The sequence below is a fragment of the Streptomyces sp. NPDC060366 genome, from assembly GCF_042725135.1.
Taxonomy (GTDB): domain Bacteria; phylum Actinomycetota; class Actinomycetes; order Streptomycetales; family Streptomycetaceae; genus Streptomyces.
Window position 1 is genome coordinate 279,159 of the sequence record NZ_JBHXDC010000006.1, and the last position, 22,946, is coordinate 302,104.

Sequence of the window (22,946 nt, forward strand, 5' to 3'; positions counted from 1 at the left end):
CGGAATCCTGGCGTCTCCCGTGCCGGCATTCGGAGTCGTTGATCACCTGGGCCGCGATCACGCTCATCACCAGGCGAATCACCGCCGGACCTCTCGCCGCAGCAGACAGCGGGCCTCCCGCGAAGCACTTCGGGACAGATCAACCCTCGTCGCCCCCCAGGGCCGCCCGGCGCCTTGGCGCTAGCAGGGAAGGAGGGCGCTGACGGTCTTGCCGCCGGAGGGTCCGGGGGTGACCGCGGTGGTGTGGGCGAGGCGGTTGACCATGGGCCAGCCGAAGCCTCCGGTGCCGTCGTTCAGGTCGGGGGTGCGCATGCGCGGCACCCGCGGGCTGCGGTCGTGTACGGCAACCCCGATGCCGTCCGGATGCGCGGTCAGGTCCAGGGTGCAGGTGCCGCCCCCGTGGCGCAGAGCATTGGTGACGAGTTCGGAGACGACCAGGACCACGGTGTCGGCGGCCTCATCCGTGACCGGGTGGACGAGACCGTCGAGGAAGCCCCGGGCGCTCTCGCGTGCGCCGGCGGCGGAACGGGGGGCAGCGACGCTGACGCTCATCATGTCCATCACGGCCACCTTGGTCTCTGGATCGTCCCATGTCCGGGCTTGCCTGCCGGGTGCTTATGCCCCGGCCTGCCGTGATCAACCCGGTGATAGCCGCCTTGCGCCCGGACTCACGCCGCGTTCGAGGCCGATTACCTACCTGTCGAGCACCCGGAAATCTATGACGGCCGGAGTAGACATTGAGTGGTGGTGTGGTTATGGTTTCTCTCGTAGCCCAGAGAGACAGCAGGGCCTGGCAGAGACGAACTGCCGGGCAGCGTGACCGCAGTTCAGCAGGGCGGTGCGGTGGTGGAGTTTCGAAGCCAGAGCGGTTGCAGGACGGCGACGGGGCTGACGACCGGACCGGGTGGCCCGCAGTCATCAGGGGCCGCCGTGAGCAGTGCCCAGCAGTGAAGTGAAGTCAGAGCGGTACCTCGGTGAAGGCGTCGGCTGCGGACGCGCGCACCGGGAAGTTCGGCAGTGGGGTTCTAAGCCAGAGCAGACGCAGGACGGGCGACGGGGCTGGCTGCCGGAGAGTGGCGCTGTCACAGGCCACGGAGCAGTACGCAGGAGAGCAGTACCAGCAGGTAAGTGATTGATCCAAGAGGGAAGAACGGAGGACCAGGCGCCATCAGGATCGCCCGGGTGGAAGTCTTGAGCCCGGGTACCGCAGGACATCGATAGTGAGGTGGTCTCCGGTCAAGCAACCGCGATCCCCGCACCCCCGACAACTTCCAGGTCGGGTCGGCGGAAACAGAAGGCCGGTGCAGTATCAGGGCCGGCAGATGGTGTAGCAGTTCCTTCGGGGCCTTGGTGCCATATGGCACCAAGGCCCCTCCAGCGTGTTCCACAGAGAGGTGCAAATGACAGCAGACGACTCGTTCAGCCGGCTCGATGACGACGACTACCCCGCCTACACCATGGGCCGCGCTGCCGAAATGCTCGGCACCACCCAGGGCTTCCTCCGCGCCATCGGCGAAGCCCGCCTCATCACCCCGCTGCGTTCCGACGGCGGCCACCGGCGCTACTCCCGCTACCAGTTGCGCATCGCCGCCCGTGCCCGTGAGCTCGTCGACCAGGGCACCCCCATCGAGGCCGCCTGCCGCATCGTCATCCTCGAAGACCAGCTCGAAGAGGCCCAGCGCATCAACGCCGAGCACCACCGCACCGCCGGACCGGCGAACCCAACGACCTTGGCCTGACGCTGCCGTAACACCGGCGTCCCGGGCAGCGCTGCGTCCTGGTCGGAACCCGGTCCGGCAGCCCCGCCACCCGGATCGAACGGAACACCGCCCGGCAGAGCGAAGGCCCTGACCACATAAAGAGGTCAGGACGTTCGTCTGCCCTGGGGGAAGCTGACGCAACGTGACCTGCGAAGCCGCCGGAGTGGCTCGTTACTCCACGTGCGGCATGTAGCGTCGGCCCGCACTGTCCGTGCGGAGTGATCAGGACTCCAGGGTCAGCGAGGACGCCGTTCAGGCTCGCGGTGAGGGTCGGCCCACGGTCCAGCAGGCTTGGGCGGTGTGTCAGTGGCCTTCTCTAATCTGAGAAGGCCACTTCAGTCGGCCACGGGTGGCCCGCTGCAGCAGAGAGCGGCGCAGGCAGGCGCGAAAGGGGCCGGAGATTCCGTGTCTGCTGCGCCTGCGCTCAGTGATGCGTCAAGGCGGGCGCCGGTGCTTCAGGCCGAGGCGCGCCTCGCTGGTTGAGCATGTCTCGCATCAGCCGGATATCGGACTGCTGGGCGCGAGCGATGCCGTCAGCGAGCGCCACTACCTGACGGTCCCTCGCCTGATTCATCGCCGCTTTCGCCATCGCCACGCCACCTTGGTGGTGCGGAATCATGAGCTGGAGGTACAGGACTTCGGCCTCCCGCCCTTTGGCGGCTCGCAGTCTGTCGAGTTGCTCGCGGGTCGCCATGTCCCGCGAGAACCCCGCATCCGCCGAATCGCTGCCCGGACGGCCCTGCGTCGCCTGCGTTCGCCCAGGGAGGGCGACCAGGAGTGCCCCGGTGGCGACGCAGAGGATCAACAGCGTCCTGGCCAGCAGGAACCAGCGCGAATCGGCGCCTCGGAGCTCACGCGGTCAGTTCGTTGGTGCAGGCCACACCAGGCTCCGGAGTCTGCTCGCCCTGGGTGTCGGCGAGGGCGGCGAGGTAGCGCTCGGTGTCCAGGGCGGCGGCGCAGCCGGTGCCGGCTGCGGTGATGGCCTGGCGGTAGGTGTGGTCGACGACGTCGCCGGCGGCGAAGACTCCGGGGATGTTGGTGCGGGTGGAGGGGGAGTCGACCTTGAGGTAGCCCTCGTGGTCCAGCTCCAGCTGGCCGGTGAAGAGTTCGGTGCGCGGGTCGTGGCCGATGGCGATGAACAGGCCCGTCGCGTCGAGGTCGCGGGTCTTGCCGGTGAAGGTGTCCCGCAGGACGAGGCCGGAGAGCATGCCGCCCTCTTCCTTGATCTCCGCGATCTCGCTGTCGAACGCGAAGGTGATCTTGTCGTCGGCGAAGGCGCGGTTCTGCATGACCTGCGAGGCCCGCAGGGTGCTGCGGCGGTGGATGACGGTGACGGAGTTGGCGAAGCGGGTGAGGAAGGTGGCTTCTTCCATCGCGGTGTCGCCGCCGCCGACGACCACGATGTCGCGGCCCTTGAAGAAGAAGCCGTCGCAGGTCGCGCACCAGGACACGCCGCGGCCGGAGAGTTCGTCCTCGCGTGGCAGTCCGAGCTTGCGGTAGCCGGATCCGGTCGCCACGATCACGGCCTTCGCGCGGTGGACCGTCCCCTGGGAGTCGGTGAGTTCCTTGACGGGGCCGGTCAGGTCGACGGAGACGATGTCGTCGTCGACCATCTCCGCGCCGAACTTCTCGGCCTGGGCCCGCATGTTCTCCATGAGGACGGGGCCGTCGACGCCGTCGGGAAAGCCCGGGAAGTTCTCGACCTCGGTGGTCGTGGTCAGAGCGCCGCCGACGAAGATCGAGCTGCCGAACAGCAGCGGCTTCAGCTGTGCACGAGCGGTGTAGAGGGCGGCGGTGTAGCCGGCGGGTCCGGAGCCGATGATGATGACGTCGCGTATCTCGCTCACGCCGTCTTCTCCGGCGCGATCTCCTCGATCAGGACCTCGACGCGCTTCTTGATCTCGTCGCGGATGGGGCGTACGGCCTCGACGCCCTGGCCGGCCGGGTCGTCCAGCGTCCAGTCGAGGTAGCGCTTGCCGGGGAAGACGGGGCAGGTGTCGCCGCAGCCCATGGTGATGCAGACGTCCGACTCCTTGACCGCGTCGACGGTGAGGATCTTCGGGGTCTCCGCGGAGATGTCGATGCCGACCTCGGCCATCGCCTCGACGGCAGCGGGGTTTACGGCGTCGCCGGGGTTCGATCCGGCCGAGCGGACCTCGACGCGGTCCCCCGCGAGATGGGTCAGCCACGCGGCGGCCATCTGGGAACGGCCGGCGTTGTGGACACACACGAACAGCACAGAAGGCTTCTCAGGCATCGAGGGCTCTCTTGTTTCTCGCAGGCGACGCCAGGCGTCGCGCGACGGAGTCAGGCACCAGTGATATCAGTACCTGGTGGCGTCAGTCGCCACTGATGTGAAAGTATCACTCCATGATGACGTCAGTCGACACTGATCTGATCCGCGTTCTCGCGGACCCGCTCAGACTCCAGATCGTGACCCTGCTCGCGCGCGAGACGCTCTGCACCACGCACCTGGTCGAGGAGACCGGCGCCAAGCAGACGAACCTCTCCAACCACCTGCGTGTCCTGCGCGAGGCCGGGGTCGTGGACACCGAGCCCTGCGGGCGGTTCACGTACTACAAGCTGCGTCCGGAGGTCATCGAAAGCCTCGCCGGTTCCTTCGCCACGCTGGCCTCGACCGCCCGCGTGAACCAGGCCGCCGACATCAAGAGGGCGTGCCCGTGACCACCGAACCGACGCTGCCCCAGGCGGCCTCGTCCGTAAGCGGGGACCCCGGGGACGCCTCGGTCGTCGCCAAGCTCTCGACACTCGACCGGTTCCTGGCCGTCTGGATCCTGCTTGCCATGGCCCTGGGCCTCGGCCTCGGCCGGCTGATCCCAGGACTGAACGACGCGCTCGCCAAGGTCGAGATCGGCGGCATCTCCCTGCCGATCGCCGTCGGCCTGCTGATCATGATGTATCCCGTACTGGCCAAGGTGCGTTACGACAAGCTGGACGCCGTCACCGGCGACCGCAAGCTCATGGCGTCGTCCCTGGCGGTCAACTGGATCGTCGGCCCGGCCGTCATGTTCGCGCTGGCCTGGATCTTCCTGCCGGACCTGCCCGAGTACCGCACCGGCCTGATCATCGTCGGCCTCGCCCGCTGCATCGCCATGGTCATCATCTGGAACGACCTGGCCTGCGGCGACCGCGAAGCCGCCGCCGTCCTCGTCGCCCTCAACTCCGTGTTCCAGGTCATCGCCTTCGGCCTGCTCGGCTGGCTCTACCTCGACCTGCTCCCCGGCTGGCTCGGCCTGGGCGACGGTGAGAAGCTCGACATCTCCATGTGGAAGATCGCGCTGAACGTCGTCATCTTCCTCGGCATCCCGCTGCTGGCCGGGTTCCTGACCCGCCGTCTGGGCGAGAAGAAGATGGGCCGCGAGTCCTACGAGGCCACGTTCCTGCCGAAGATCGGCCCCTGGGCCCTGTACGGGCTGCTGTTCACGATCGTCATCCTCTTCGCCCTCCAGGGAAAGACGATCACCTCACAGCCCATGGACGTCGCCCGGATCGCGCTCCCGCTGCTGGTGTACTTCGCGATCATGTTCTTCGGCACCTTCGCGCTGGGCAAGGCCATCGGCCTGGCCTACGACCGCACCACGACCCTGGCCTTCACCGCGGCGGGCAACAACTTCGAACTCGCCATCGCGGTCGCCATCGCCACCTTCGGCGTCACCTCCGGCCAAGCGTTGTCCGGCGTCGTCGGCCCCCTCATCGAAGTCCCCGTCCTCATCGGGCTCGTCTACGTCTCCCTGGCCTGGCGGCGGAAGTTCGCCCCCACGGCGATCACCACCAGCCCGGCCACGAACACCACGAGCTGATGCGCCCTCGCAACTGGTCGGCGGGCCCGTGAGCGCGACGGCCGATGTGGTGGTGATCGGCGGCGGCCAGGCCGGGCTCGCCGCCGGTTACCACCTGCGCCGACTCGGCCTGGACTTCGTCGTCCTCGACGCCCAGTCCAGGGCGGGCGGCGCGTGGCAGCACGCCTGGGACTCGCTGCGCCTGTTCTCCCCGGCGGCGTACTCCTCACTGCCCGGCCGGCTCATGCCCCCTCAGACGGGGCAGGAATACCCGGACGCCGACCACGTCGTGGACTACCTGACCGACTACGAACACCGCTACGACCTGCCCGTACACCGGCCGGTGCGGGTGAACACCGTACGGCGTGACGGAACTTGGCTGCGGGTGGAGACGGACTCCGGTGCCTGGTCCGCGCGGGCCGTGATCTCGGCGACCGGCACCTGGTGGCGGCCGTTCCTGCCCGCCGTCCCCGGCATGAACTCCTTCACCGGCCGCCAGCTCCACACCGCTGGCTACCGGAGTCCGGCCGGCTTCGCCGGACAGCGCGTCGTCGTGGTCGGCGGAGGCAACTCCGGCGCCCAGATCGCGGCCGACCTCGCCCACAACACCGAGCTGACCTGGGTGACTTCGCGCCCGCCGCGCTTCCTCGCCGACGACATCGACGGCCGGGCCCTGTTCGACACCGCGACCGCCCGCCGCCGCGCACTGGACGAAGGCCGTACGGACACCGGCGGCGTCGCCTCGCTCGGCGACATCGTCGCCGTACCTCCCGTACGGGAAGCCCGCGACGCCGGACTGCTCAAAGCCCAGCCCATGTTCACCCGCCTCACCTCCGACAGCGCCGAATGGTCCGACGGCACACGCGCCCAGACCGACACCGTCATCTGGTGCACCGGCTTCCGCCCCGCCCTCTCCCACCTCGCCCCGCTCGCGCTGCGCGGGCCACGCGGCCATATCTCCACGAACGGCACACGGGCTGTCGGCGAACCCCGCCTCCACCTGCTCGGCTACGGCGACTGGACCGGCCCTGCCTCCGCCACCCTCATCGGCGTCGGCCGCCCCGCCCGAGACGCGGCACGCGAGATCGCCGCCTTTTTGCGCTGACCGTCCCGAATCGCCGGCCATCAGAGAACGGCGGGGCTGCGGCGTTCGATGAGAAGGACGTCGCGCCAGACTCCGTGGTGGCGGCCGACGCGTTCGCGGGTGCCGATGATGCGGAAGCCGGCTCGTTGGTGAAGCGCGAGGCTGGCGGTGTTCTCGGGGAAGATGCCGGACTGGATGGTCCAGATGCCGGCTGCCTCGGTGGATTCGATCAGCGCTTTGAGCAGTGCGGAGGCGATACCGCGCCCCCGGGCGCCGGGGTGAATGTATACGGAGTGCTCGACAACTCCGGCGTACGCAGAGCGGTTTGATACAGGTGTGACGGCTGCCCAGCCGACTACCGTGCCGTCGTCGCCGAGGGCGGCGAAGCGGTGCTCGGGCAGTTTCGCCGTATCGAAGGACTCCCACGGCGGGGGCGAGGTCTCGAAGGTCGCGTTGCCCTCGTCGATGCCTGCCTGGTAAATCGCCAGCACCTCGTCGGCGTGCGCGGCGTGGAGCGGCACGATGACGGTCGGCGCCCGTCCGACGGGGGTGGACACGGTGTTGCTCCTCGGGTCGGGGCGAAGATCAGGTGCCGGCCGCGGTGGTCAGCAGCAGGCCCATGGCCTTCAGTATGCTCGGCTCCACCCGGTAGTAGACCCAGGTGCCGCGGCGCTCGGACGTCAGCAGTCCGGCGTCCTTGAGCTTCTTCAGGTGGTGGGAGACGGTCGGCTGAGAGACGCCGACGTCGGAGATGTCGCACACGCATGCCTCGCCGCCCTCGTGGGAGGCGACGGCGGAGAACAGCCGGAGGCGGACCGGGTCGCCGAGCGCCTTGAACATCCTGGCGGCCACTTCGGCCTCTTCGGCGCTGAAGGGGCGTTCGTTCAGTGGCGGGCAGCACGGCGCGACGTCGGCGGCGTCGGGCTCCAGCAGCGGCAACACCTGCACATTCGACATACGTCTATGTTGACACACGTCGAACCAAGCGCCCAGGGGCCGCCGCTGCTGGGCGCTCAAGCGGTGGCGAGGCGGGCCGCGAGCCGGCGGGCGGCGCGCTGCGCGTCGCGGCCGACGCCGCGCAGGGAGGCGGAGGAGAGGCTGCGCTGCCACTCCTGGCCCACATACGCCAGGGCGGGATGGGCGAGGGAGGCTCCGTCGCGGTGACGGGGGCGCCCCTGCCCGTCGAGGGCGCCCAGGGGTGCGAGGTAGGTGAGGTCGGGGTGGTAACCGGTGGCCAGGATGATGGTGTCGATGTGCTCGGTCGCGCCGTCCTGCCAGGTCAGTTCCGTGCCGTCGATGCCGGTGAACAGCGGGCGCCGGTCGGGGGCCCGGGCCGCGAGGGCCGCGCGGTAGCGGCCGTCGTCGATGACGGCCATGGTGGCCGGGGCTTTCTGGAAGCGGCCGAGCGGTGCGGTGTCCAGGCCGGTGATCTTGAGCCAGAAGTGCAGGTCCTTCCCCGCCAGCGGGCGCTGCTTGAACCATCTCACGGGTGCCCGGCTGGCGAGGGTGACGCGGGAGCGCAGGGCTAGTTCCGCCGCTATCTGCACGGCGGAGTTGCCGGCACCCACCACCACGACGCGCTGCCCGGCGAAAGGCTCCGGGCTGCGGTAGTCGGTGACGTGCAGGACGTCTCCGGTGAAGGAGTCCAGGCCGGGCAGCTCGGGGCGTTTGGGCCGGCCGAAGCCGCCGGTCGCGGCCACCACCGCCCGGGCTCCGACCTCGGATCCGTCGGCCATGGTGAGCGTGAACCTGTCCCCGTCCGGGCGGACTTCGCGCACCCGGTGGCCGGTGCGTATCCCGGCGTCCAGCCGGTCCGCGTACCGCAGGAGGTAGGTGACGACCTCGTCGCGGTGGGGGTATCTGTCCGGGTCGCCGCCGAACGGCAGGCCGGGCAGTGAGCTGTACCGGGCGGGTGAGAAGAGGGTGAGGCTGTCGTAGTAGTGCGGCCAGGAACCGGCCGCCTGGTCGGACGCCTCCAGAACCACCGGCTTCAGCCCTTGTCCGCGCAGGGCGTGGGCGGCGGCGAGGCCGGACTGCCCGCCTCCGATGACCGCGACGTCAAGCCGTTCCATCACACACTCCTATTGATTCGATAAACGTCTATGTTGACGGACATCGAAACAGATGGCAGGCTGACCGTGCAAGTCATTGACGGATGTCGAACCAAGGAGGAGTCGCCGTGTCTGCGCCGCTCACCGACGTGTCCACCACCACCCTGCCGACCGTGGTGATCGGAGCCGGCCCCGTCGGCCTTGCCGCCGCCGCCCACCTCGCCGAACGCGGCATCGAAGCCCTGGTCCTGGAATCCGGGCCCGCCGCGGGCAGCGCCGTACGCGAGTGGGGGCACGTGCGGCTGTTCTCCACCTGGTCCGAACTCGTCGACCCGGCCGCCGACAAGCTCCTGGCGCCCACCGGCTGGACCGCCCCCGACGGCGCCACCTACCCCTCCGGCGCGGACTGGGCCGAGCAGTACCTCCAGCCCCTCGCCGACCTCCTCGGCGACAAGGTCCGCTACGGCGCGACCGTCACCGGCGTCTCCCGCCTCGGCCGCGACCGCATCGTCGACGCCGACCGCGAACAGCAGCCCTTCACCGTCCGCGTCACACTCACCGACGGCACCGAGCAGCGGATCCTCGCCCGCGCAGTGATCGACGCCTCCGGCACCTGGACCACCCCCAGCCCCATCGGCGCCGACGGACTGCCCGCCCTCGGCGAACACGCCGCCTCCGCGCGCATCTCCTACCGCATCCCCGACCTCAAGGACCCGGCCGCCCGCGCCCGCTACGCCGGCCGGCGCACCGCCGTGATCGGCTCCGGCGCCTCCGCGTTCACCGCGCTCGCCACCCTCGCCGACCTCGCCAAGGACGAACCGGGCACGCACACGGTGTGGATCCTGCGGCGCGGCATCAGCGGCTCGACCTTCGGCGGCGGCACCGCCGACCAGCTGCCCGCCCGCGGCGCGCTCGGCCTGGCCGCGAAGGCCGCCGTCGACAGCGGACACGCCGACGCCGTCACCGGCTTTCGCACCGAGACCATCGAGCCCGCCGAGGACGGCCGCCTGGTCCTCACAGGCGAGGACGGACGCCGCCTCGACCCGGTGGACGAGGTCATCGTCCTGACCGGCCTGCGACCCGACCTGTCCTTCCTCTCCGAGATCCGCCTGGGTCTCGACGAGCGCCTCCAGGCCCCGGCCGAGCTGGCGCCGCTGATCGACCCCAACCAGCACTCCTGCGGCACCGTCTACCCTCACGGACACCGCGAACTGTCACACCCCGAACCCGGCATCTACCTGGCCGGCATGAAGTCCTACGGCCGCGCCCCCACCTTCCTCGCCATGACCGGATACGAGCAGGTCCGCTCCGTGGTGGCGGCCCTCGCCGGAGACACCGAGTCCGCCGACCGCGTCGAACTCACCCTCCCCGAGACCGGAGTCTGCGGCGGCGCCGGCCTTTTCGACGACCCCGCCGACAAGGAGCAGAGCGACGGCGGGGGCTGCTGCGCACCGGCACCCGCTCTCGTGCAGATCGGCGCCACCGCTGCGCCAACCGACGTGGCCGACGGTGAGCAGGCCCCTGGTGGCTGCTGCTCGTGACGGAGCTTCACGCCCGCGGGGCCGCGACCGGAACAGGGGACCGGTCGCGGCCCCGCGCCGTACTCCCCGCCCTGTGCGCCACACAGATCACCAGCTGGGGAATCGTCTTCTACGCCTTCCCCGTCCTGAACCCCGACATCATCGCCAACACCGGCTGGCCCTCCGGCGCCACAACAGGAGCGTTCTCCCTCGCGCTGCTCATCTCCGCTTTCGCCGGCATCCGCGTCGGCCGGGTCATCGATCACCGAGGACCGCGCACCGTCATGACCGCCGGCTCCGTCCTCGGCGTACTGAGCATCCTCATCGTCGCCGCGGCCCCCAACCTGCCCGTGTTCTTCGCCGGGTGGCTGCTGGCAGGGTTCGCGATGGCGGCCACCTTCTACCAGCCCGCCTTCGCCGCTCTAACCCGCTGGTGGGCCCCTGACCACGTCCGCGCCCTCACCATCGTCACCCTCGCGGGCGGCCTCGCCTCCACCGTTTTCGCCCCCATTACCGCCGCGCTCGCCGACCACATGTCCTGGCGAGCCACGTACGGCGTCCTTGCCCTGGTCCTCGCCACAGTGACCGTCCCCACCCACGCACTCGCGCTGAACACGCCCTGGCCGCAACCTCTGCAAGCCCCCGCGCACCTGAGCAGCGGGGCAGACCGGGTCGCCCGCAGCAGGCCGTTCTGGACGCTGGCCGCCGCCTTGACGCTCTCCGCGTTCACCGTCTCCGCCGCCGTGATCGCCCTCGTCCCGCTCATCCTGGAACGGGGCTACACCACCACCGAAGCAGCCTGGGCGCTCGGACTCGGCGGCGCTGGGCAAACCCTCGGCCGCACCCTCTACGCCACCCTCGCCCGACGCTCTGGGGCAACCACCCGCACCACCTCACTGATAGCCCTCGGCGGCCTCACCACCGCGGCACTCGCCCTGGTCCCCGGCCCCTACGCCCTGCTGGTCGCACTGTCGATCGCGGCCGGAATGGTCCGTGGAAACCTCACCCTGCTCCAGGCCACCGTCGTCACCGACCGCTGGGGCACCACCCACTACGGCCACCTGTCCGGAATCTTGGGAGCACCGACCACCACAGCCGCCGCTCTCGCCCCCTTCGCCGGAGCCGCCCTCGCCATACCGCTGGGCGGCTACCCGACGATGTTCCTGGTCCTCGTCGGCGTATCGGCGCTCGCAGCGGGGCTTGCCCTCGCCAGTCACCACCGCGCGTAAGGATCGTTCGAGAGCGACGCGCAGCAGCGGACGCCGGAGCAAGACTCACGGTCAGCGGAGGGTCTGGGCCAGGTAGAGGGCGCCAAGTGCGGTGGCGAGGGCGCCGAGGAGGAGTCGCAGGCTCTTTTCAGGGAGGTGGGGCTGGAGGCGGGCGCCGAGGTAGCCGCCGATCAGGCCGCCAGCTCCGCAGGCGAGGCCCAACGACCAGTCCGGTGCCACGTCGCCGCTGCTGACCAGGGACAGCAGCGCGAAAGCAGCAGCTCCGACGACCGAGGTCGCGAAGGTGGAGGCGAGGGCGGCAGGGGCGACGCGGGCGACCGGCAGGCCCCTGCCGACGAGGATCGGACCGAGGAGTGAGCCGCCTCCGATGCCGTAGATCCCGCCCACCACCCCGACGGCCAGCGCCAGGGCGGTTACGAACCGGGCGGACGGTTCAGCGGTGGCGGTGCGCTCGTCGGCCGGGCGGAGGGTGCGGGCGCACAGCCACAGTCCGAGCGGGAGGAGGAGGGCGGCGATGAGGAGCCGGAAGACGGTGGGCCCGGGGAGTGCGAAGACACGGATGACGGCGCCGAGGATCACCCCGGGCAGGGTGCCGGCGACCAGGCGCCGGGCGAGCGGTCCGCGCAGAGCGCCGGTCCGGCCGTAGCGCCACAGGGCGCCCGGGCCGGCAATGACGTTGAAGAGGAGATTCGTCGGCGTCACGGCGGGATTCGGTACGCCGAAGACGCTCAACTGGACCGGGAGCAGGAACACCGCCCCGGACACACCGACCGGCGCGGTCAACGTGGCGATCAGCAGCCCCGCGACCAGCCCTCCTAGCACGGTCCACCAGTCCACCGCCGCCCCCGCCTGTACGTTGCCGAACCAATATCAGCACCTGACGGTGGAGCGGCCGTTCGGCAACGAGATGTTCATGGACGGCCGATCAGACGACTTCGGTGGCTCTGCCGGCCGGGACGAGGCGGGGTATGAGGCGGACGTAGGCGACCATGCCGAGGACTTCCACGAGGGTCTGGGTGACGACGACCGCGCCGGCGATGGCGAGCCGGTCGGGCAGGGCGAGGGCGAGTGGGAGGACGACGAGGGAGTTGCGGGTGGCTCCGGTGAACACGATGGCCCGTCCGGCGGGTGCGTCGAGGCGGAAGAGGCGGGTCACGGCCAGCCCGGCGAACGCCATGATCACCAGGAAGGCAGCGTAGAAGGGAATCACGGCGGCGACGTCGCCAAGGCTGTCACCGATCTTGGGCACCTGGGAGGCGACCACCACGAGGAGAGTGGCGGCCATCAGCGGGACCATGGTGGTGCCCGCGGCATCGGAGACCTTCTGCCCGGCGGGTCTGCGGGCGGCCCACGCCTGGACGGTCCAGGCCAGGGTGAGCGGGATGACGATCAGGACGGCGAACGCCCTGACGAACGGGCCGGCTTCGACGATGTCGGACAGTTCCGAGCCCATGAACAGGTAGAGGTACCCGGGCAGCAGGAGCATCTGTGCGACCAGCAGCAGCGGGGTGGCGGCCAGAAGCCGGCGGCTGGAGCCCCCGGCGAGGCCGGAGAAGACGATCACATAGTCGATGCACGGGCACAGCAGCACCAGCAGCACACCGATCCGTACGGCCTGGTCGGAGGGCAGGAGGAAGAACATCGCGGCGACGACCAGCGGCACCGCCACGAAGTTGACCACCAGGGCGGCGGAGAGGAACCGGCCGTCGCGCAGCGAGCGGAACAGTTCGGCGGCCGGGACCTGGAGAAAGGTGACGAACAACAGGGCGCCGAGCACCGGGTTGATGGCGTGCTCCAGACCCGGCGCGGCCGAGGGCGCCGCCCAGCCCACCAGACCTCCTGCCGCCATCGCGCCGAGATACACCGCGATCTGGTGGTGTTCCATCCGCTCGACCAGACCTGACGGTTCCTGCGACACCGCTTGCTCCCCTTGCTGTGAAATGAGCCCCGTGCGGGGCTCGTCGGGTCCGTCATCCTCACCGGCCGGTAGTCGGCCGGGCCCTGCCCCGGATCAGCCCTGGTGCTCCGTGCTGGCGGCGGGCAGTCCCAGGTCGACCGGGCCCGGTCCGTCGTCGCGGGCGGCTGTGCGACGGCGCCGGTGCAACAAATAGGAGCCCGCGATAGCGGCCACCGCCAGCTCTGCCAGGGCGGGGACCCAGAACGAGGCGAGCGCGGAGGCCGCGCCGACACCTCCGAGCAGGGCCAGCAGCGGGCCCGCGGAGCACACCGCGCATGCCGCCACCGCTGCCAGGCCGGCGCCCGCCGTCCCCCAGGGTCGCGGACGGTGAGGAGAGGAGTCGTGGTGGCTCATGCGGTCACTCCGAACAGGTCGGCGAGTAGCGGCGCCGCGTCTTCCGGTGCGCGGACTGTCAGCTCCAGCGCGGCCGGGCTCAGGTGCAGGGTGAAGTCGTAGAAGGAGCAGCAGCTCTGCTCGGCCGCCGCCAGGGCCGCGACCTGTCCGGCCAGCTCCGCTGTCGCGGGGAAGATCAGCCGCAGCCCGTCGGGAATCTCCACCCGGCTCTCGGCCTTCTCCACCAGACGCCGCCACTCCTGGGTGCGGCCTTCCAGCTCGGACCCGCCCAGCGTGCACGCCACAGGCGTGTCCCTCCAGGATTCGGGCGCCGGTCCGGTCCGGGTGGGCGACAGCGTCACCCGAACGGGCCCGGAAGCCGCCGGGGCAGTGGTGCACCCGCAGTCCGGCCCGCACCCGCCCTCCGGCGCCGGACCCGACAAGTCGGCGTACACAGAGGCCAGATGCGCACAGAACGCCGACAGCTCGGCGATCCGGCCCTCACTCTCCGCGATCCGCCCCGCGACCAGCGGCACCATCCGCGCACGGACCGCCGCACACACCCCCTGCTCCCGGACCTCCAGCAGTTCCCGGATCTCCTCCAGCGCCAGACCCAGGAGCTTCGCCGAGGAGATGAAACCCAGACGCTCGACCGCGTCCTCCCCGTACACGCGGTAACCCGACGGGGTCCGCCCGGCCGGCAACAGCCCGGCGTCCTCGTAGAAACGCAACGTCGTGGCGGGAACGCCGCAGCGCTCCGCCAGCTGCGAGATCCGGTAGGTACTCATGACCCCGACGGTAAACGTTCAACCCGACTCGAAGGTCAAGCCGAGGGCGACAGCATCCGCCCCACCCGACCATGCGCGAGGCTCAGCCCGAGCGACGACACAACAGCTCACAGCGGTGAAGCGCCCTGTATCGAAGACGCACGAAGCCCGACGTCCCTGTTCCTTGCGGGGAGGCCGCACTCCGTGTCTCGGATCGGGAACGGCCCCTTTCGCTACCCGGCCGGGGCCCGCAGGAGCCGGTCCTTCGTGCTCTCGGGCAGCACCCGGCGCAGGACCGGAGCGGTGGAGCTGAGGGAGGCGGCGAATGCCGCGACGAGGTCGTGCGGGACGCTGGCGGAGAACGACGCGGCCCACAAGTACGGTGTGCCGAGCGCGGGTTCGGCCCATACCTGCCATCCGGCCGGGCCCGTCTCATGGGCAGCGGTCAGGGTGTGCGGGTCACCGTCCTGGATGAGCGGGGGCACTTCACCAAGGCCCACGCACGTGGTGAACATCGGGTCCGTCGCTCCCGCGCGGGGGTGGTCGATGTCCCGGAGCCAGCCGTGCGCGGTGACGGCGTTGAGGACCAGCTCGGGGCCGCCAAGCGGAACGGCGGGCTGGTCGCGCGCGTCGAGTGCAACGAGGAAGTCAGCCACGGTTTCCCCAGGAACGTCCGGGGTGAAGTAGGCAGACCACGCCGCGAGTGGGCTGCTCGTGTCCTCGCGGGCGGAGACCTGCCAGGCGACCGGCAGTTCCCCCAGGAGGAACGGCTCGTCCGCCAGGACCCACTGGGCCCAGCGCAACGTGTCGGAGCTGATGTGCAGGACGGTACTGCGCAGGACCTGCCGGTCCTGTGGCGCCTCGTCCGGCTCCTGCCGTCCCCGGACGACCGTCAAGTTCGTCCAGCCGAGCCTGTTGAGCGCGTCGGCCACCGTCGCGTAGAGCTGTCCGTCATCACCGGCCAGATACCGGGGACCGACCCAGAACGCGGACGAGTCACAGGGCGGGGTGGGGGGTTCGAGCGGGAACTCGGGGTACAGGGGCGCCTCCAAAGCTAGGTGTGTGGAACTGCATGCCGTCGGCGGGGCGGCGTGGGGATGACCGACTCGGCCAGCCGGCTCGCGACCCCCTCCCGCAGCCGGCCGGGCTGGATCTCAAGTGCCAGGCTGCTGCAGCACCATGCGCCTGGCCCCAAGGACAGACCTGCCTGTTCAGAATCTGAACGGGAGATGTGCTCAGTGTCTGTACGCGGCGGCCGTTCAGATTCTGAACAGGCATTTAGTAGTCACCGCATGGACCTTCGAGTGACTGGATCAGGCGTGCGCGAATGTGCGATGGGCACCTTTCCCTCGTGCCCATCGTGGCTCCCCGCCGTTCACTGGGTGAACGGCAGGAGCGTTCACCCAGTGAACAGCGCTGGCGTTCACCGAGTGAACAGATTTTGGCTGCGATGGCGTATCTGATTCTCGGCGGTATAGCCACGGCGGATGTTCACGGACAGATGATCGGTGGCATGCCACCCTTGCGGGTCGCGCGCCGACCTCCCACCTGTCGCTATTGGGGTGGCTGAGGGAGGACCAGCAAGGACGGAAATGGCAGCCCTTGCGGCAGAAGTGCACCTCCCATGACGGGCATGGCGACTCCGACCTGTTCCCCGAGGGACAGCACTGTCCGTCCCTCCGACGATCGGGATTCGTGTTCCGAAACGGAACGCGCTTGGTGTTCCGGGACGGAACATGCTTGGTGTTCCGAAACGGAACGGGACAGCCGCAGGGCCTCGACGGTGGTAGAGCATCCAGGACCAGTCGGAGCCGCGGTCATCGAGCAACCACCTCTCTGACCTGGCATTTTCAGGAAGGTTATCTACGTTGGCATGCTCTGCCGACGTTGCCCAGTCCTTCGTGGGTCCTTCCTGTCTGCCTGCGGCGAACTGGTAGAGGGATAAGCGGGGCCCCTCTTGTGGCGAGGCGGGCGCCTTGGACGGACGGCGGGTGTCGGTGATCCACTCACGCACCGCCAGCAGAGGGGTCGCTCCGGCCTGAACCTCGCGCGCGGTCAGCGCAAGCATGACGACCGGAGGGTGCCGTACGCCGCGCGGATCGCGAGGGTCGGGCACCTCGGCCAGACGCTCCAGCAGGCGCGGGATTTCCCCGTGCACGGCCCCGGGGTGCTCGCGGAGTGGGTCAAAGGCGAGAGGGATCGGTGATGGCGCGTCGGCAGGCGCGGTTCATTGGCCCGCGGTGTCTTCGGTCTCCCAGCGAAGCAGGTCGCCCGGCTGGCACTTGAGTACCTCGCAGAGCGCGGCGAGCGTCGTAAAGCGCACCGCCTTGGCGCGGCCGTTCTTGAGTACCGCCAGGTTGGCTGGCGTGATCCCTATCCGGTCTGCGAGTTCGCCCACGGACATCTTCCGCCTGGCCAGCATCACGTCGATGTCGACGGTGATCGGCATCAGACCACCTCGTCCAACTCGGCCTGCATCTCCGCCGCTTCGACGTCGCGGGCGACGGCCTGGGCGAGCAGCATCCGCAGCACGAGCACGATGAGCGCGACTCCCAGGATGGCCAGGCCAATCCCGCCCATGATGAGGGTGACGCCCGGGTCGTCCCGCTGGCCGGGCGCATTCAGGGCCGTGACCGCGAACCACACGAGAGCAGCAGCGACGATCGCGCCGATGATGACGTCCACGTACCGGAAGGCGGCGTGGGAGAACACGGTTCCGCCTCGCACCATCGTTACCAGTCGCCATACACAGACCAGGGCGACCTGGGCCGTCCCGATGCCCAGGATCGTGATCACGCGCAGCGGGGTCAGCGGGAGCGACCCGTCCTCCGGGTCGCTCCCGCTGACCAATGCCCACACCATCAATGCCTGTACGAACACGGTGCCGGTGAGCACCATCACGAGCACGACGCGCAGCGCGCGCACTGCCAGCTTTCCCATGACCCATCCTTCCATCGATTTACGATGGAAAACTATCGAATAACGATAGGTTAAACAAGGGCTAGGTCGGAGGGCGGACGGTGGTTCGCCATGGCTGGAGGCCGCCCCCTCCTGCGGAAGGAACTCAATGGCCAGTGCGGATTCGGGCACGCCCTTGCCGGTGCTCCGCGCGACTACGTAAGGCGTGATGAGTGGCACGAGCCGCTCACCCCAGCCGGGCATTGGCTCGGGCCATTCGCTGTGCGCGAAGGAGCATCTGAGCGGCGGCCATGTCGCGGCGGGGCTCACCCCACGCGTCGAACTGGCCGGCGAGAAAGTTGGGGCTGACGCCGAAGTCGGATGCAAGCTTGTTCATGGACTCGCCGTCGCGGTACCGCTCGACAATCCTGGTCTTCCTGTTCCGGACGCGAGCCCGTGCGGCTTCTCGCTGGTGTGGAGTGCGCGCCATCTCTCTCAACCTCCTTGTGCAGTAGGGGTGTTGGTCTCTTCGGGGAACAGGTGGTCCCCGGGGTGTTCGCTGAACAGCAGGCAGATGTCCCCGGCCGGGTTCCGTTCCGTGCACGGGTCCATGAGCTGCACGCAGGACTTCTGCTCGTGCCAGCGCACCCATGCCGCGAGGCCGGACGGCTCGGGGACGAACAGCACGGGCGCGGCGTGGTCGCCCTCCAGGTGACCGCCCAAGTCGCAGTGGACGAAGAGGGAAACGTCCAGGGGAGTCGCGTCCCGGCCCACCAGCGAAACGGCGGTGTCAATGAGTCCCGGGGGCACGGTGAATGGCGCGCGGCATCGGCCCATCGTGGGTGCGTCCTCGCTCGGTGGCGGGTGACCGGCCCTGGTCACAGAAGGGGGATGAGCCATCCCGACCGACGAACTTTCCTGTGGCTCGTGTGACCAGGGCGGGGGCGTGTGGGCTGTTCGTCAGCGGGCTGTGTAGGGCTGGCCTCGGGCGGGGGGACGGCCACGGGCCAGACGGTCAAGGTGAAGCGACACCCGTTGTCCGGGATCACCACAGACAGCGGAGCCCCCTCCTTGAGCTGGTCCCGCGCCGCCTGGTGCTCGTCCGGGTCCTCGGCCCAGAAGCGCAGTTCCGTGGGGCCGTCGGGAATGGGGGCGGGGTTCACGCACATCCACGGTTTCACCCACGCTGAGCGTTTCGGGTCGGGGTCGAGCCTGTCCGCGATGCGCTCGGCTTCGCCGCTGAGCCAGCGGAGCGCGAGCTTTGGCGAGATCGTGCTGAAGGTGCCGAGCACGAACGCCGCTGTTTGCCCTCTGCCGTAGACCTCGCCTTCCGCGAGTACTTCGCACCAGTAGGCTCGAGTCGGCTCGGCACTCATACCGGCTTCCCCCGCGCCACGGTCCACGGACGACGCGAGATCTGTTCGGATCCCGTGTAGTCGGGCAGGACGTTCAGTTACGGGATGCATTGACGCCCTGCGCCGCCAGATACCTTCCATCTTCACGTTCCGCCCTTCTTGCTGCCTGGTGGTGGGTGCGCCCCTGACCCGGTTAGGTCGCGGAGAGACTGAGGCCCGTCCGGCTGCCGACCGTCCCCGCCGATGGGGTCCAACCGGACGGGCTTCTGATCCGGCCCCGCCCGGCCGCGCCAACGCCCTTCCTGCGTCAGCACGGCGGACGGAGCCGGGGCTACGGGGCACGCCGTCGAGAGGGCCGAGCGTGGTCGGGGTGAGAGCGCAGTTCGGCGTTGCATTCCTCGACCGTCGGCGTACCGCCCCGACGGCGGGCGTCCTCGCGCTGATTGGCCAACGCCTCGCACACGTCACACCCTTGGACGGCCACGGGCTCAAGGCCCGGCACGCTGGGACCTTCTATCGCCGACCTCACGTCAGCCGCCTCAGACAGTCCTCGACGTGCGCCAGCAACTTCCGGTCGACCCTGGCGTAGACGCGGGGGACGGACTCGGGTACGAGCCGCCAGAAACCGCCGTTGTGAATCGTCTCTTCGAGTTCCACCAACCCTTTGCCCTTGGGCGGGTGCACTGCTGCTGCGGGTCCGGCCATGGGGGTGCCTTTCGACAGCTAGGTCATTGAGTGAGGTCGTGCACGGCCGCGAGGAGGAGCAGCGCGCCGACGAGTGCGAGGAAGCCGAAGCAACTCGGTATCGAGAGCGTGTGGAGACAGCCTCGGTGTCCGCCCTCGGTCGGCGCGGCAGATGACGGGGCGGCCGGCGGACTCACGAGCTTCGGCGGTGGCGCTGAACGTGCGGGGAGTGGTGGGCTCATGCCGTCACTCAGGTGTCCGAGGCGGGGCACCCGTCTGGTTGGCGTAGGGGTTTCCGGGCGCCGGCGTCACACGCAGGAACGACGTTGTGATCGCCCGGTAGCCGCGATGCTCAGGGGTGCGGCCGGTATGTCCGAGCGCCCATTCCTCCGGACTCGTCCGCTCCTCCGCCGAACCGGACACCTCGCCGCACGTTGTGCACTCGATCTCGTGCACAGGTCCGGACGCACCCGGCTCGGTGTCGGTGCCGAGCGTCCAGGCTGCGAGTCTGATCACGGAACGCAAGATCATCACCTCCTCTGGGTCGGCCAACGGCCGCTTCAGTCGCTGGCCCCTCGATACGAGCCAACTCCCCGATCGCAGGCGCCGCCGGACGTCCGACCGGACTCTTCGCCGGACTTTTCAGCGCGACCGGACTTTCCACGTGCCGCGAAACCGCTACCGTCGATGCGGATCGGATCACCGGAGGTAACGGGTGGAGACGCTGACGCCGTTCGAGCAGGCATGTATCGAGCATGGATGGGCGAGCCCGGCAGCGTTCTTACGGGATTTCCATGCAACGGCCGAAGTCCTCGGTTTGGCAGTGACTGTGACTGACCGTCAGTTCCGTCGCTGGCGAGAGCCCAGGCCGCCGACGCCAAGGGCGCGTGCATGGAAGGTCCTTCACGCGATGTTCGGGGTGAGCCCGAACCTGCTCGGTTTTCCTGGGCCTCCGCCAGGTGCCACCGTGGTGGATGAACCATTCCCCGCACAGAGAGGTACGCCTGCCGTGGATCGACGTGCGTTCCTTGCTGATTCTCTTGGCGCGGCCACCGCGGTACGTCTGCCTGCATCCGCCCAGTCGCTTACACCGCCCGGGAAGTCCGGCGCCATCGGAACCACGCACCTCCTGGAGCTACGCGAGGGCCTGCGCTCTCTCTTCCAGCTCGACGACGCGTACGGCGGGGACGAAGTGCGGTCACTCGCAGTCCGGCACCTGCGCCGGGTCCGCCGCATCATCAACACCAGCGAGTATCCGGACACGATCAGCCGTCAACTCCAGCTCCTAGTCGGGGAGTCTGCCGTGCACTGCGGCTGGCTGGCCTACGACGCCGACGACCAGGACACGGCCCGCCGGTACTGGGGCGAGGCCCTGACGACCGCGACGATGCTGAGAGACCTCAACCTGGAAATCATGATCTTCTGCGCAATGAGCTTGCAGGCTTGCCACGAGGACCGGCCGCGCGACGGCCTCGACCTCGCCAGAGCCGCGCAGACACGCGCCGCCCGACTCGGATCACCGGTACTCCGATCACTCATCGCCGCCAGAGAAGCACGCGCTCTGTCGCTTCTCGGCGAGGGCAAATCGGCCACCAAACGACTCTCCGAGGCGATGCGCCTTGTGGACCGGGCAGACGGGCGACCCTCGCCGGAGTGGACCGCTTTCCACGGACACGCTGAACTGGACTTCACCCAGGGGCTGCTCTACACGGAACTCGGCCACCACCACGCCGCGGTGCAATTCCTACGGGCCGCGCTCGCCCACCAGGACCGCACTTACGGTCGCAACCGAGCCCTCTACCGGCTCACCCTGGCTCGCAGCCTGGTCAAGGCCGGTGAGATCGACGAAGGCGCGGCACACGCTGTGGGCAGCCTGGAACATCTGGAGGAAGTCGAGTCCGGCCGCGTCACGAAAAGGCTGGGCGAGGTGACCGACCTGCTCCGCCACCGCGATGCCAAGACCGCCCGCCGGGCCGTGGACGAGCTGGCGGAGTACACCCACGCGAGGGGAGTGGCATGACGCCGGCCGACGATCTGAACTACCACCTGTACGAGGGCGGGGCAGCCGTCGCCGCGCTCGACGCGTTCCTGGCGGCGTACGAGGAGGTGTACGCCGAACCTCCCTACAACGCGGGCCCGAGCGACGTCGCCGAGTTCATCGAGCACTACCAGATACACGTCCAGCGGGACCGCATGCGTCTGATCATCGCCCGCGACGGGGACGAGACCGCCGGCTTCATCTACGGCTACCTGCTGCCTGCTTACACCTCGTGGTGGAACAACGTGCTCACCCCGCTCAGCAAGGACTTCACGCGCGAGGACGGGACACGCACCTGGGCCATCATCCAACTCGCCGTACGTAAGCCGTGGCGTCGGCAGGGTGTCGCCGCCCGTCTCCACGCGGAGCTGATACACGGCCTGGACGTGGAGCGCGTCACCCTCACGGTCCGGCCCGAGCCCGAAGCCCAGGCCGCCCAAGCGGCGTACGCGAAATGGGGGTACCGCGAAGTCGGCACCTCCCACCCGTGGGAAGAGGCGCCGTTCTACACCGCGATGGTGCTCCCCCTCAAAGCCCCTGCTGCCGAGCACACGCCCGCCCCGCGCCAGGAGCTTTAGGGGACGCTCGCGGGATTGAGGAGCGCGCACTCGTCGCCGTAGCGCGGTGGAGGGCTCCGCCGTGTGACGTCGTGGCCGGCTGGAGGGGCTTTGCTCGGGGTTGGGATCGGGCATGGTCGGGAGGCCGTCCGCTGGCCCGGCAACTCGGGCTGGCTGTCCCCCTGCCCGGAGTTTGATCGAGTGGCCGGAACAGCGGCATCGTGGTCTCGGCCGAACGCGTACGAGACGCCCTCGTCCGCGGTGCCACTCGCGATGCCGCCGTGGCGCGGGACCTGAGCATGGAGATCGCCACGTTCAACGCCTGACTCCGCGAGTTCACCACCGACGACGCGGACGCAGTCTTCGCGATCTACGGAAGCCGCGAAGCGACAGAGCACCTGTCGTTCGAGCCACGCTCTCGCGACGAGGTCAGCCAGATCCTCGAACGCTCCATTGCCTCGGCTACCGCAGAACCGCGCACCGAGTACGCCCTCGCCGTCATCGAGCGCGACGCCGGCGAGCTGATCGGATTCGCACGCCTCGCAACAGACCCCCACCAACAGCGCGCCGCCACCATCGGCTTCGCACTGCGCCGCCCCGACCGATGGGGCGCCGGCTACGGCGTAGAGACCGTGCGCCTTCTTCTCGGCCTCGGGTTCAACGACCTGCACCTTCACCGCATCTGGGGCGCACGCTCCCCACTCAACACCGCCTCCGCCAAAACCATGCTCACCGCCGGGATGAGAGAGGAGCACACCATCCGCGAACACATCCAGAAGAACGGCGTGTGGCGCGACTCTGTCGTGCACGCGATCCTCGAACGCGAGTGGCCAAATCACAACATTTGAACAGGCCAAGGTCGACCCCAGTTCCTGGATGAGTTCATCGGACACAAAGCCAACCCGAGGACGCG

Annotated in this window: 26 protein-coding genes and 1 pseudogene; 9 read left to right on the top strand and 18 right to left on the bottom strand. The window is 69.3% G+C overall.

The genetic code is table 11. From position 1 onward, the window contains the following. Window positions 1–180: 180 nt before the first annotated feature. Window positions 181–561 (bottom strand): ATP-binding protein, encoded by a 381-nt coding sequence (locus tag ACFWHU_RS18030; protein WP_387225521.1) that lies wholly within the window; start codon window positions 559–561, stop codon window positions 181–183. An 839-nt stretch (window positions 562–1,400) separates the two neighbouring features. On the opposite strand from ACFWHU_RS18030, the gene ACFWHU_RS18035 reads away from it, so the two are divergent. Further along, complete coding sequence (locus ACFWHU_RS18035) at window positions 1,401–1,739, top strand: MerR family transcriptional regulator (RefSeq protein WP_387225522.1); 339 nt, start codon at window positions 1,401–1,403, stop codon at window positions 1,737–1,739. Between the two features lie 445 nt (window positions 1,740–2,184). On the opposite strand, the gene ACFWHU_RS18040 is transcribed toward ACFWHU_RS18035, so the two are convergent. The 3 genes from ACFWHU_RS18040 to ACFWHU_RS18050 form a co-directional block, all read right to left on the bottom strand. Further along, on the bottom strand, window positions 2,185–2,454 hold the full coding sequence (locus tag ACFWHU_RS18040; RefSeq protein ID WP_387225523.1) for a DUF305 domain-containing protein: 270 nt from the start codon (window positions 2,452–2,454) through the stop codon (window positions 2,185–2,187). A gap of 157 nt (window positions 2,455–2,611) precedes the next feature. Beyond that, complete coding sequence (trxB, locus tag ACFWHU_RS18045) at window positions 2,612–3,607, bottom strand: thioredoxin-disulfide reductase (protein WP_387225524.1); 996 nt, start codon at window positions 3,605–3,607, stop codon at window positions 2,612–2,614. After that, window positions 3,604–4,017, bottom strand: a complete 414-nt coding sequence (locus ACFWHU_RS18050) for an arsenate reductase ArsC (RefSeq protein ID WP_387225525.1) — start codon at window positions 4,015–4,017, stop codon at window positions 3,604–3,606. Before ACFWHU_RS18050 ends, trxB begins: the two co-directional genes overlap by 4 nt. 113 nt (window positions 4,018–4,130) lie before the next feature. Here ACFWHU_RS18050 and ACFWHU_RS18055 point away from each other — a divergent pair, with 113 nt between their 5' ends. From ACFWHU_RS18055 to ACFWHU_RS18065, 3 genes are read left to right on the top strand one after another with little or no spacing between them, the layout of a single operon-like run. After that, window positions 4,131–4,445 (top strand): ArsR/SmtB family transcription factor, encoded by a 315-nt coding sequence (locus ACFWHU_RS18055; protein ID WP_381956476.1) that lies wholly within the window; start codon window positions 4,131–4,133, stop codon window positions 4,443–4,445. A gap of 14 nt (window positions 4,446–4,459) precedes the next feature. Then, on the top strand, window positions 4,460–5,581 hold the full coding sequence (gene arsB / locus ACFWHU_RS18060; protein ID WP_387225701.1) for an ACR3 family arsenite efflux transporter: 1,122 nt from the start codon (window positions 4,460–4,462) through the stop codon (window positions 5,579–5,581). A gap of 28 nt (window positions 5,582–5,609) precedes the next feature. Further along, entirely contained in the window at window positions 5,610–6,665 is a 1,056-nt protein-coding gene (locus tag ACFWHU_RS18065; protein WP_387225526.1) for an ArsO family NAD(P)H-dependent flavin-containing monooxygenase, read from the top strand. A 20-nt stretch (window positions 6,666–6,685) separates the two neighbouring features. On the opposite strand, the gene ACFWHU_RS18070 is transcribed toward ACFWHU_RS18065, so the two are convergent. Genes ACFWHU_RS18070 through ACFWHU_RS18080 form a run of 3 tightly spaced genes read right to left on the bottom strand, consistent with a single transcriptional unit; the run spans window position 6,686 to window position 8,716 of the window. Then, window positions 6,686–7,201 carry a GNAT family N-acetyltransferase gene (locus ACFWHU_RS18070; RefSeq protein ID WP_387225527.1) on the bottom strand — a complete coding sequence of 172 codons (516 nt, stop codon included), beginning with the start codon at window positions 7,199–7,201 and terminating at the stop codon, window positions 6,686–6,688. A 28-nt stretch (window positions 7,202–7,229) separates the two neighbouring features. After that, window positions 7,230–7,601, bottom strand: coding sequence for an ArsR/SmtB family transcription factor (locus tag ACFWHU_RS18075; protein ID WP_387225528.1), 372 nt, complete (start codon window positions 7,599–7,601; stop codon window positions 7,230–7,232). A gap of 56 nt (window positions 7,602–7,657) precedes the next feature. Continuing rightward, entirely contained in the window at window positions 7,658–8,716 is a 1,059-nt protein-coding gene (locus tag ACFWHU_RS18080; RefSeq protein ID WP_387225529.1) for a flavin-containing monooxygenase, read from the bottom strand. Window positions 8,717–8,823: 107 nt separating this feature from the next. On the opposite strand from ACFWHU_RS18080, the gene ACFWHU_RS18085 reads away from it, so the two are divergent. Further along, complete coding sequence (locus ACFWHU_RS18085) at window positions 8,824–10,236, top strand: FAD-dependent oxidoreductase (protein ID WP_387225530.1); 1,413 nt, start codon at window positions 8,824–8,826, stop codon at window positions 10,234–10,236. After that, window positions 10,233–11,444: an MFS transporter gene (locus tag ACFWHU_RS18090; RefSeq protein WP_387225531.1), complete on the top strand. Its 1,212-nt coding sequence runs from the start codon at window positions 10,233–10,235 to the stop codon at window positions 11,442–11,444. Before ACFWHU_RS18085 ends, ACFWHU_RS18090 begins: the two co-directional genes overlap by 4 nt. A gap of 51 nt (window positions 11,445–11,495) precedes the next feature. On the opposite strand, the gene ACFWHU_RS18095 is transcribed toward ACFWHU_RS18090, so the two are convergent. The 11 genes from ACFWHU_RS18095 to ACFWHU_RS18145 all read right to left on the bottom strand — a co-directional run bounded on the left by ACFWHU_RS18095 (window position 11,496) and on the right by ACFWHU_RS18145 (window position 19,459). Next, a complete protein-coding gene (locus ACFWHU_RS18095) occupies window positions 11,496–12,281 on the bottom strand; it encodes a sulfite exporter TauE/SafE family protein (protein WP_387225533.1) in 786 nt (261 codons plus the stop codon). Between the two features lie 88 nt (window positions 12,282–12,369). Next, entirely contained in the window at window positions 12,370–13,362 is a 993-nt protein-coding gene (locus tag ACFWHU_RS18100) for an arsenic resistance protein (protein ID WP_387225535.1), read from the bottom strand. 93 nt (window positions 13,363–13,455) lie between these two features. Continuing rightward, window positions 13,456–13,755: a hypothetical protein gene (locus ACFWHU_RS18105; protein ID WP_387225537.1), complete on the bottom strand. Its 300-nt coding sequence runs from the start codon at window positions 13,753–13,755 to the stop codon at window positions 13,456–13,458. Continuing rightward, window positions 13,752–14,522: a heavy metal-responsive transcriptional regulator gene (locus tag ACFWHU_RS18110; RefSeq protein ID WP_387225539.1), complete on the bottom strand. Its 771-nt coding sequence runs from the start codon at window positions 14,520–14,522 to the stop codon at window positions 13,752–13,754. The genes ACFWHU_RS18105 and ACFWHU_RS18110 overlap by 4 nt, the downstream gene beginning before the upstream one ends. Window positions 14,523–14,734: 212 nt before the next feature. Further along, window positions 14,735–15,553 carry a DUF317 domain-containing protein gene (locus ACFWHU_RS18115; RefSeq protein WP_387225541.1) on the bottom strand — a complete coding sequence of 273 codons (819 nt, stop codon included), beginning with the start codon at window positions 15,551–15,553 and terminating at the stop codon, window positions 14,735–14,737. A gap of 1,175 nt (window positions 15,554–16,728) precedes the next feature. Further along, window positions 16,729–16,950: a helix-turn-helix domain-containing protein gene (locus ACFWHU_RS18120; RefSeq protein ID WP_387225543.1), complete on the bottom strand. Its 222-nt coding sequence runs from the start codon at window positions 16,948–16,950 to the stop codon at window positions 16,729–16,731. Further along, a complete protein-coding gene (locus tag ACFWHU_RS18125; RefSeq protein ID WP_387225545.1) occupies window positions 16,950–17,441 on the bottom strand; it encodes a DUF2975 domain-containing protein in 492 nt (163 codons plus the stop codon). The genes ACFWHU_RS18120 and ACFWHU_RS18125 overlap by 1 nt, the downstream gene beginning before the upstream one ends. A gap of 205 nt (window positions 17,442–17,646) precedes the next feature. Next, the gene (locus ACFWHU_RS18130; protein WP_387225547.1) at window positions 17,647–17,796 is read right to left on the bottom strand and encodes a hypothetical protein; all 150 of its coding nucleotides are present in this window, start codon (window positions 17,794–17,796) and stop codon (window positions 17,647–17,649) included. Window positions 17,797–17,894: 98 nt separating this feature from the next. Beyond that, complete coding sequence (locus ACFWHU_RS18135) at window positions 17,895–18,173, bottom strand: hypothetical protein (RefSeq protein WP_387225549.1); 279 nt, start codon at window positions 18,171–18,173, stop codon at window positions 17,895–17,897. Between the two features lie 104 nt (window positions 18,174–18,277). Next, window positions 18,278–18,775 carry a hypothetical protein gene (locus tag ACFWHU_RS18140; RefSeq protein WP_387225551.1) on the bottom strand — a complete coding sequence of 166 codons (498 nt, stop codon included), beginning with the start codon at window positions 18,773–18,775 and terminating at the stop codon, window positions 18,278–18,280. Window positions 18,776–19,279: 504 nt separating this feature from the next. Beyond that, a complete protein-coding gene (locus ACFWHU_RS18145; RefSeq protein ID WP_387225553.1) occupies window positions 19,280–19,459 on the bottom strand; it encodes a hypothetical protein in 180 nt (59 codons plus the stop codon). A 988-nt stretch (window positions 19,460–20,447) separates the two neighbouring features. Here ACFWHU_RS18145 and ACFWHU_RS18150 point away from each other — a divergent pair. The 3 genes and pseudogenes from ACFWHU_RS18150 to ACFWHU_RS18160 all read left to right on the top strand — a co-directional run. Next, window positions 20,448–21,458, top strand: coding sequence for a hypothetical protein (locus ACFWHU_RS18150; protein ID WP_387225555.1), 1,011 nt, complete (start codon window positions 20,448–20,450; stop codon window positions 21,456–21,458). Beyond that, window positions 21,455–22,054 (top strand): GNAT family N-acetyltransferase, encoded by a 600-nt coding sequence (locus tag ACFWHU_RS18155; protein ID WP_387225557.1) that lies wholly within the window; start codon window positions 21,455–21,457, stop codon window positions 22,052–22,054. The genes ACFWHU_RS18150 and ACFWHU_RS18155 overlap by 4 nt, the downstream gene beginning before the upstream one ends. A gap of 305 nt (window positions 22,055–22,359) precedes the next feature. Next, window positions 22,360–22,881, top strand: a pseudogene (locus ACFWHU_RS18160) (GNAT family N-acetyltransferase); the annotation flags it as partial. Window positions 22,882–22,946 lie beyond the last annotated feature (65 nt).

Excerpts from the sequence above, each read along its gene's own strand:
- ACFWHU_RS18030 (WP_387225521.1), bottom strand. The coding sequence starts at position 561 with ATGGACATGATGAGCGTCAGCGTCGCTGCCCCCCGTTCCGCCGCCGGC.
- ACFWHU_RS18035 (WP_387225522.1), top strand. The coding sequence starts at position 1,401 with ATGACAGCAGACGACTCGTTCAGCCGGCTCGATGACGACGACTACCCC.
- ACFWHU_RS18040 (WP_387225523.1), bottom strand. The coding sequence starts at position 2,454 with ATGGCGACCCGCGAGCAACTCGACAGACTGCGAGCCGCCAAAGGGCGG.
- ACFWHU_RS18050 (WP_387225525.1), bottom strand. The coding sequence starts at position 4,017 with ATGCCTGAGAAGCCTTCTGTGCTGTTCGTGTGTGTCCACAACGCCGGC.
- ACFWHU_RS18055 (WP_381956476.1), top strand. The coding sequence starts at position 4,131 with ATGATGACGTCAGTCGACACTGATCTGATCCGCGTTCTCGCGGACCCG.
- ACFWHU_RS18075 (WP_387225528.1), bottom strand. The coding sequence starts at position 7,601 with ATGTCGAATGTGCAGGTGTTGCCGCTGCTGGAGCCCGACGCCGCCGAC.
- ACFWHU_RS18080 (WP_387225529.1), bottom strand. The coding sequence starts at position 8,716 with ATGGAACGGCTTGACGTCGCGGTCATCGGAGGCGGGCAGTCCGGCCTC.
- ACFWHU_RS18105 (WP_387225537.1), bottom strand. The coding sequence starts at position 13,755 with ATGAGCCACCACGACTCCTCTCCTCACCGTCCGCGACCCTGGGGGACG.
- ACFWHU_RS18110 (WP_387225539.1), bottom strand. The coding sequence starts at position 14,522 with ATGAGTACCTACCGGATCTCGCAGCTGGCGGAGCGCTGCGGCGTTCCC.
- ACFWHU_RS18120 (WP_387225543.1), bottom strand. The coding sequence starts at position 16,950 with ATGCCGATCACCGTCGACATCGACGTGATGCTGGCCAGGCGGAAGATG.
- ACFWHU_RS18125 (WP_387225545.1), bottom strand. The coding sequence starts at position 17,441 with ATGGGAAAGCTGGCAGTGCGCGCGCTGCGCGTCGTGCTCGTGATGGTG.
- ACFWHU_RS18130 (WP_387225547.1), bottom strand. The coding sequence starts at position 17,796 with ATGAACAAGCTTGCATCCGACTTCGGCGTCAGCCCCAACTTTCTCGCC.
- ACFWHU_RS18140 (WP_387225551.1), bottom strand. The coding sequence starts at position 18,775 with ATGAGTGCCGAGCCGACTCGAGCCTACTGGTGCGAAGTACTCGCGGAA.
- ACFWHU_RS18145 (WP_387225553.1), bottom strand. The coding sequence starts at position 19,459 with ATGGCCGGACCCGCAGCAGCAGTGCACCCGCCCAAGGGCAAAGGGTTG.
- ACFWHU_RS18155 (WP_387225557.1), top strand. The coding sequence starts at position 21,455 with ATGACGCCGGCCGACGATCTGAACTACCACCTGTACGAGGGCGGGGCA.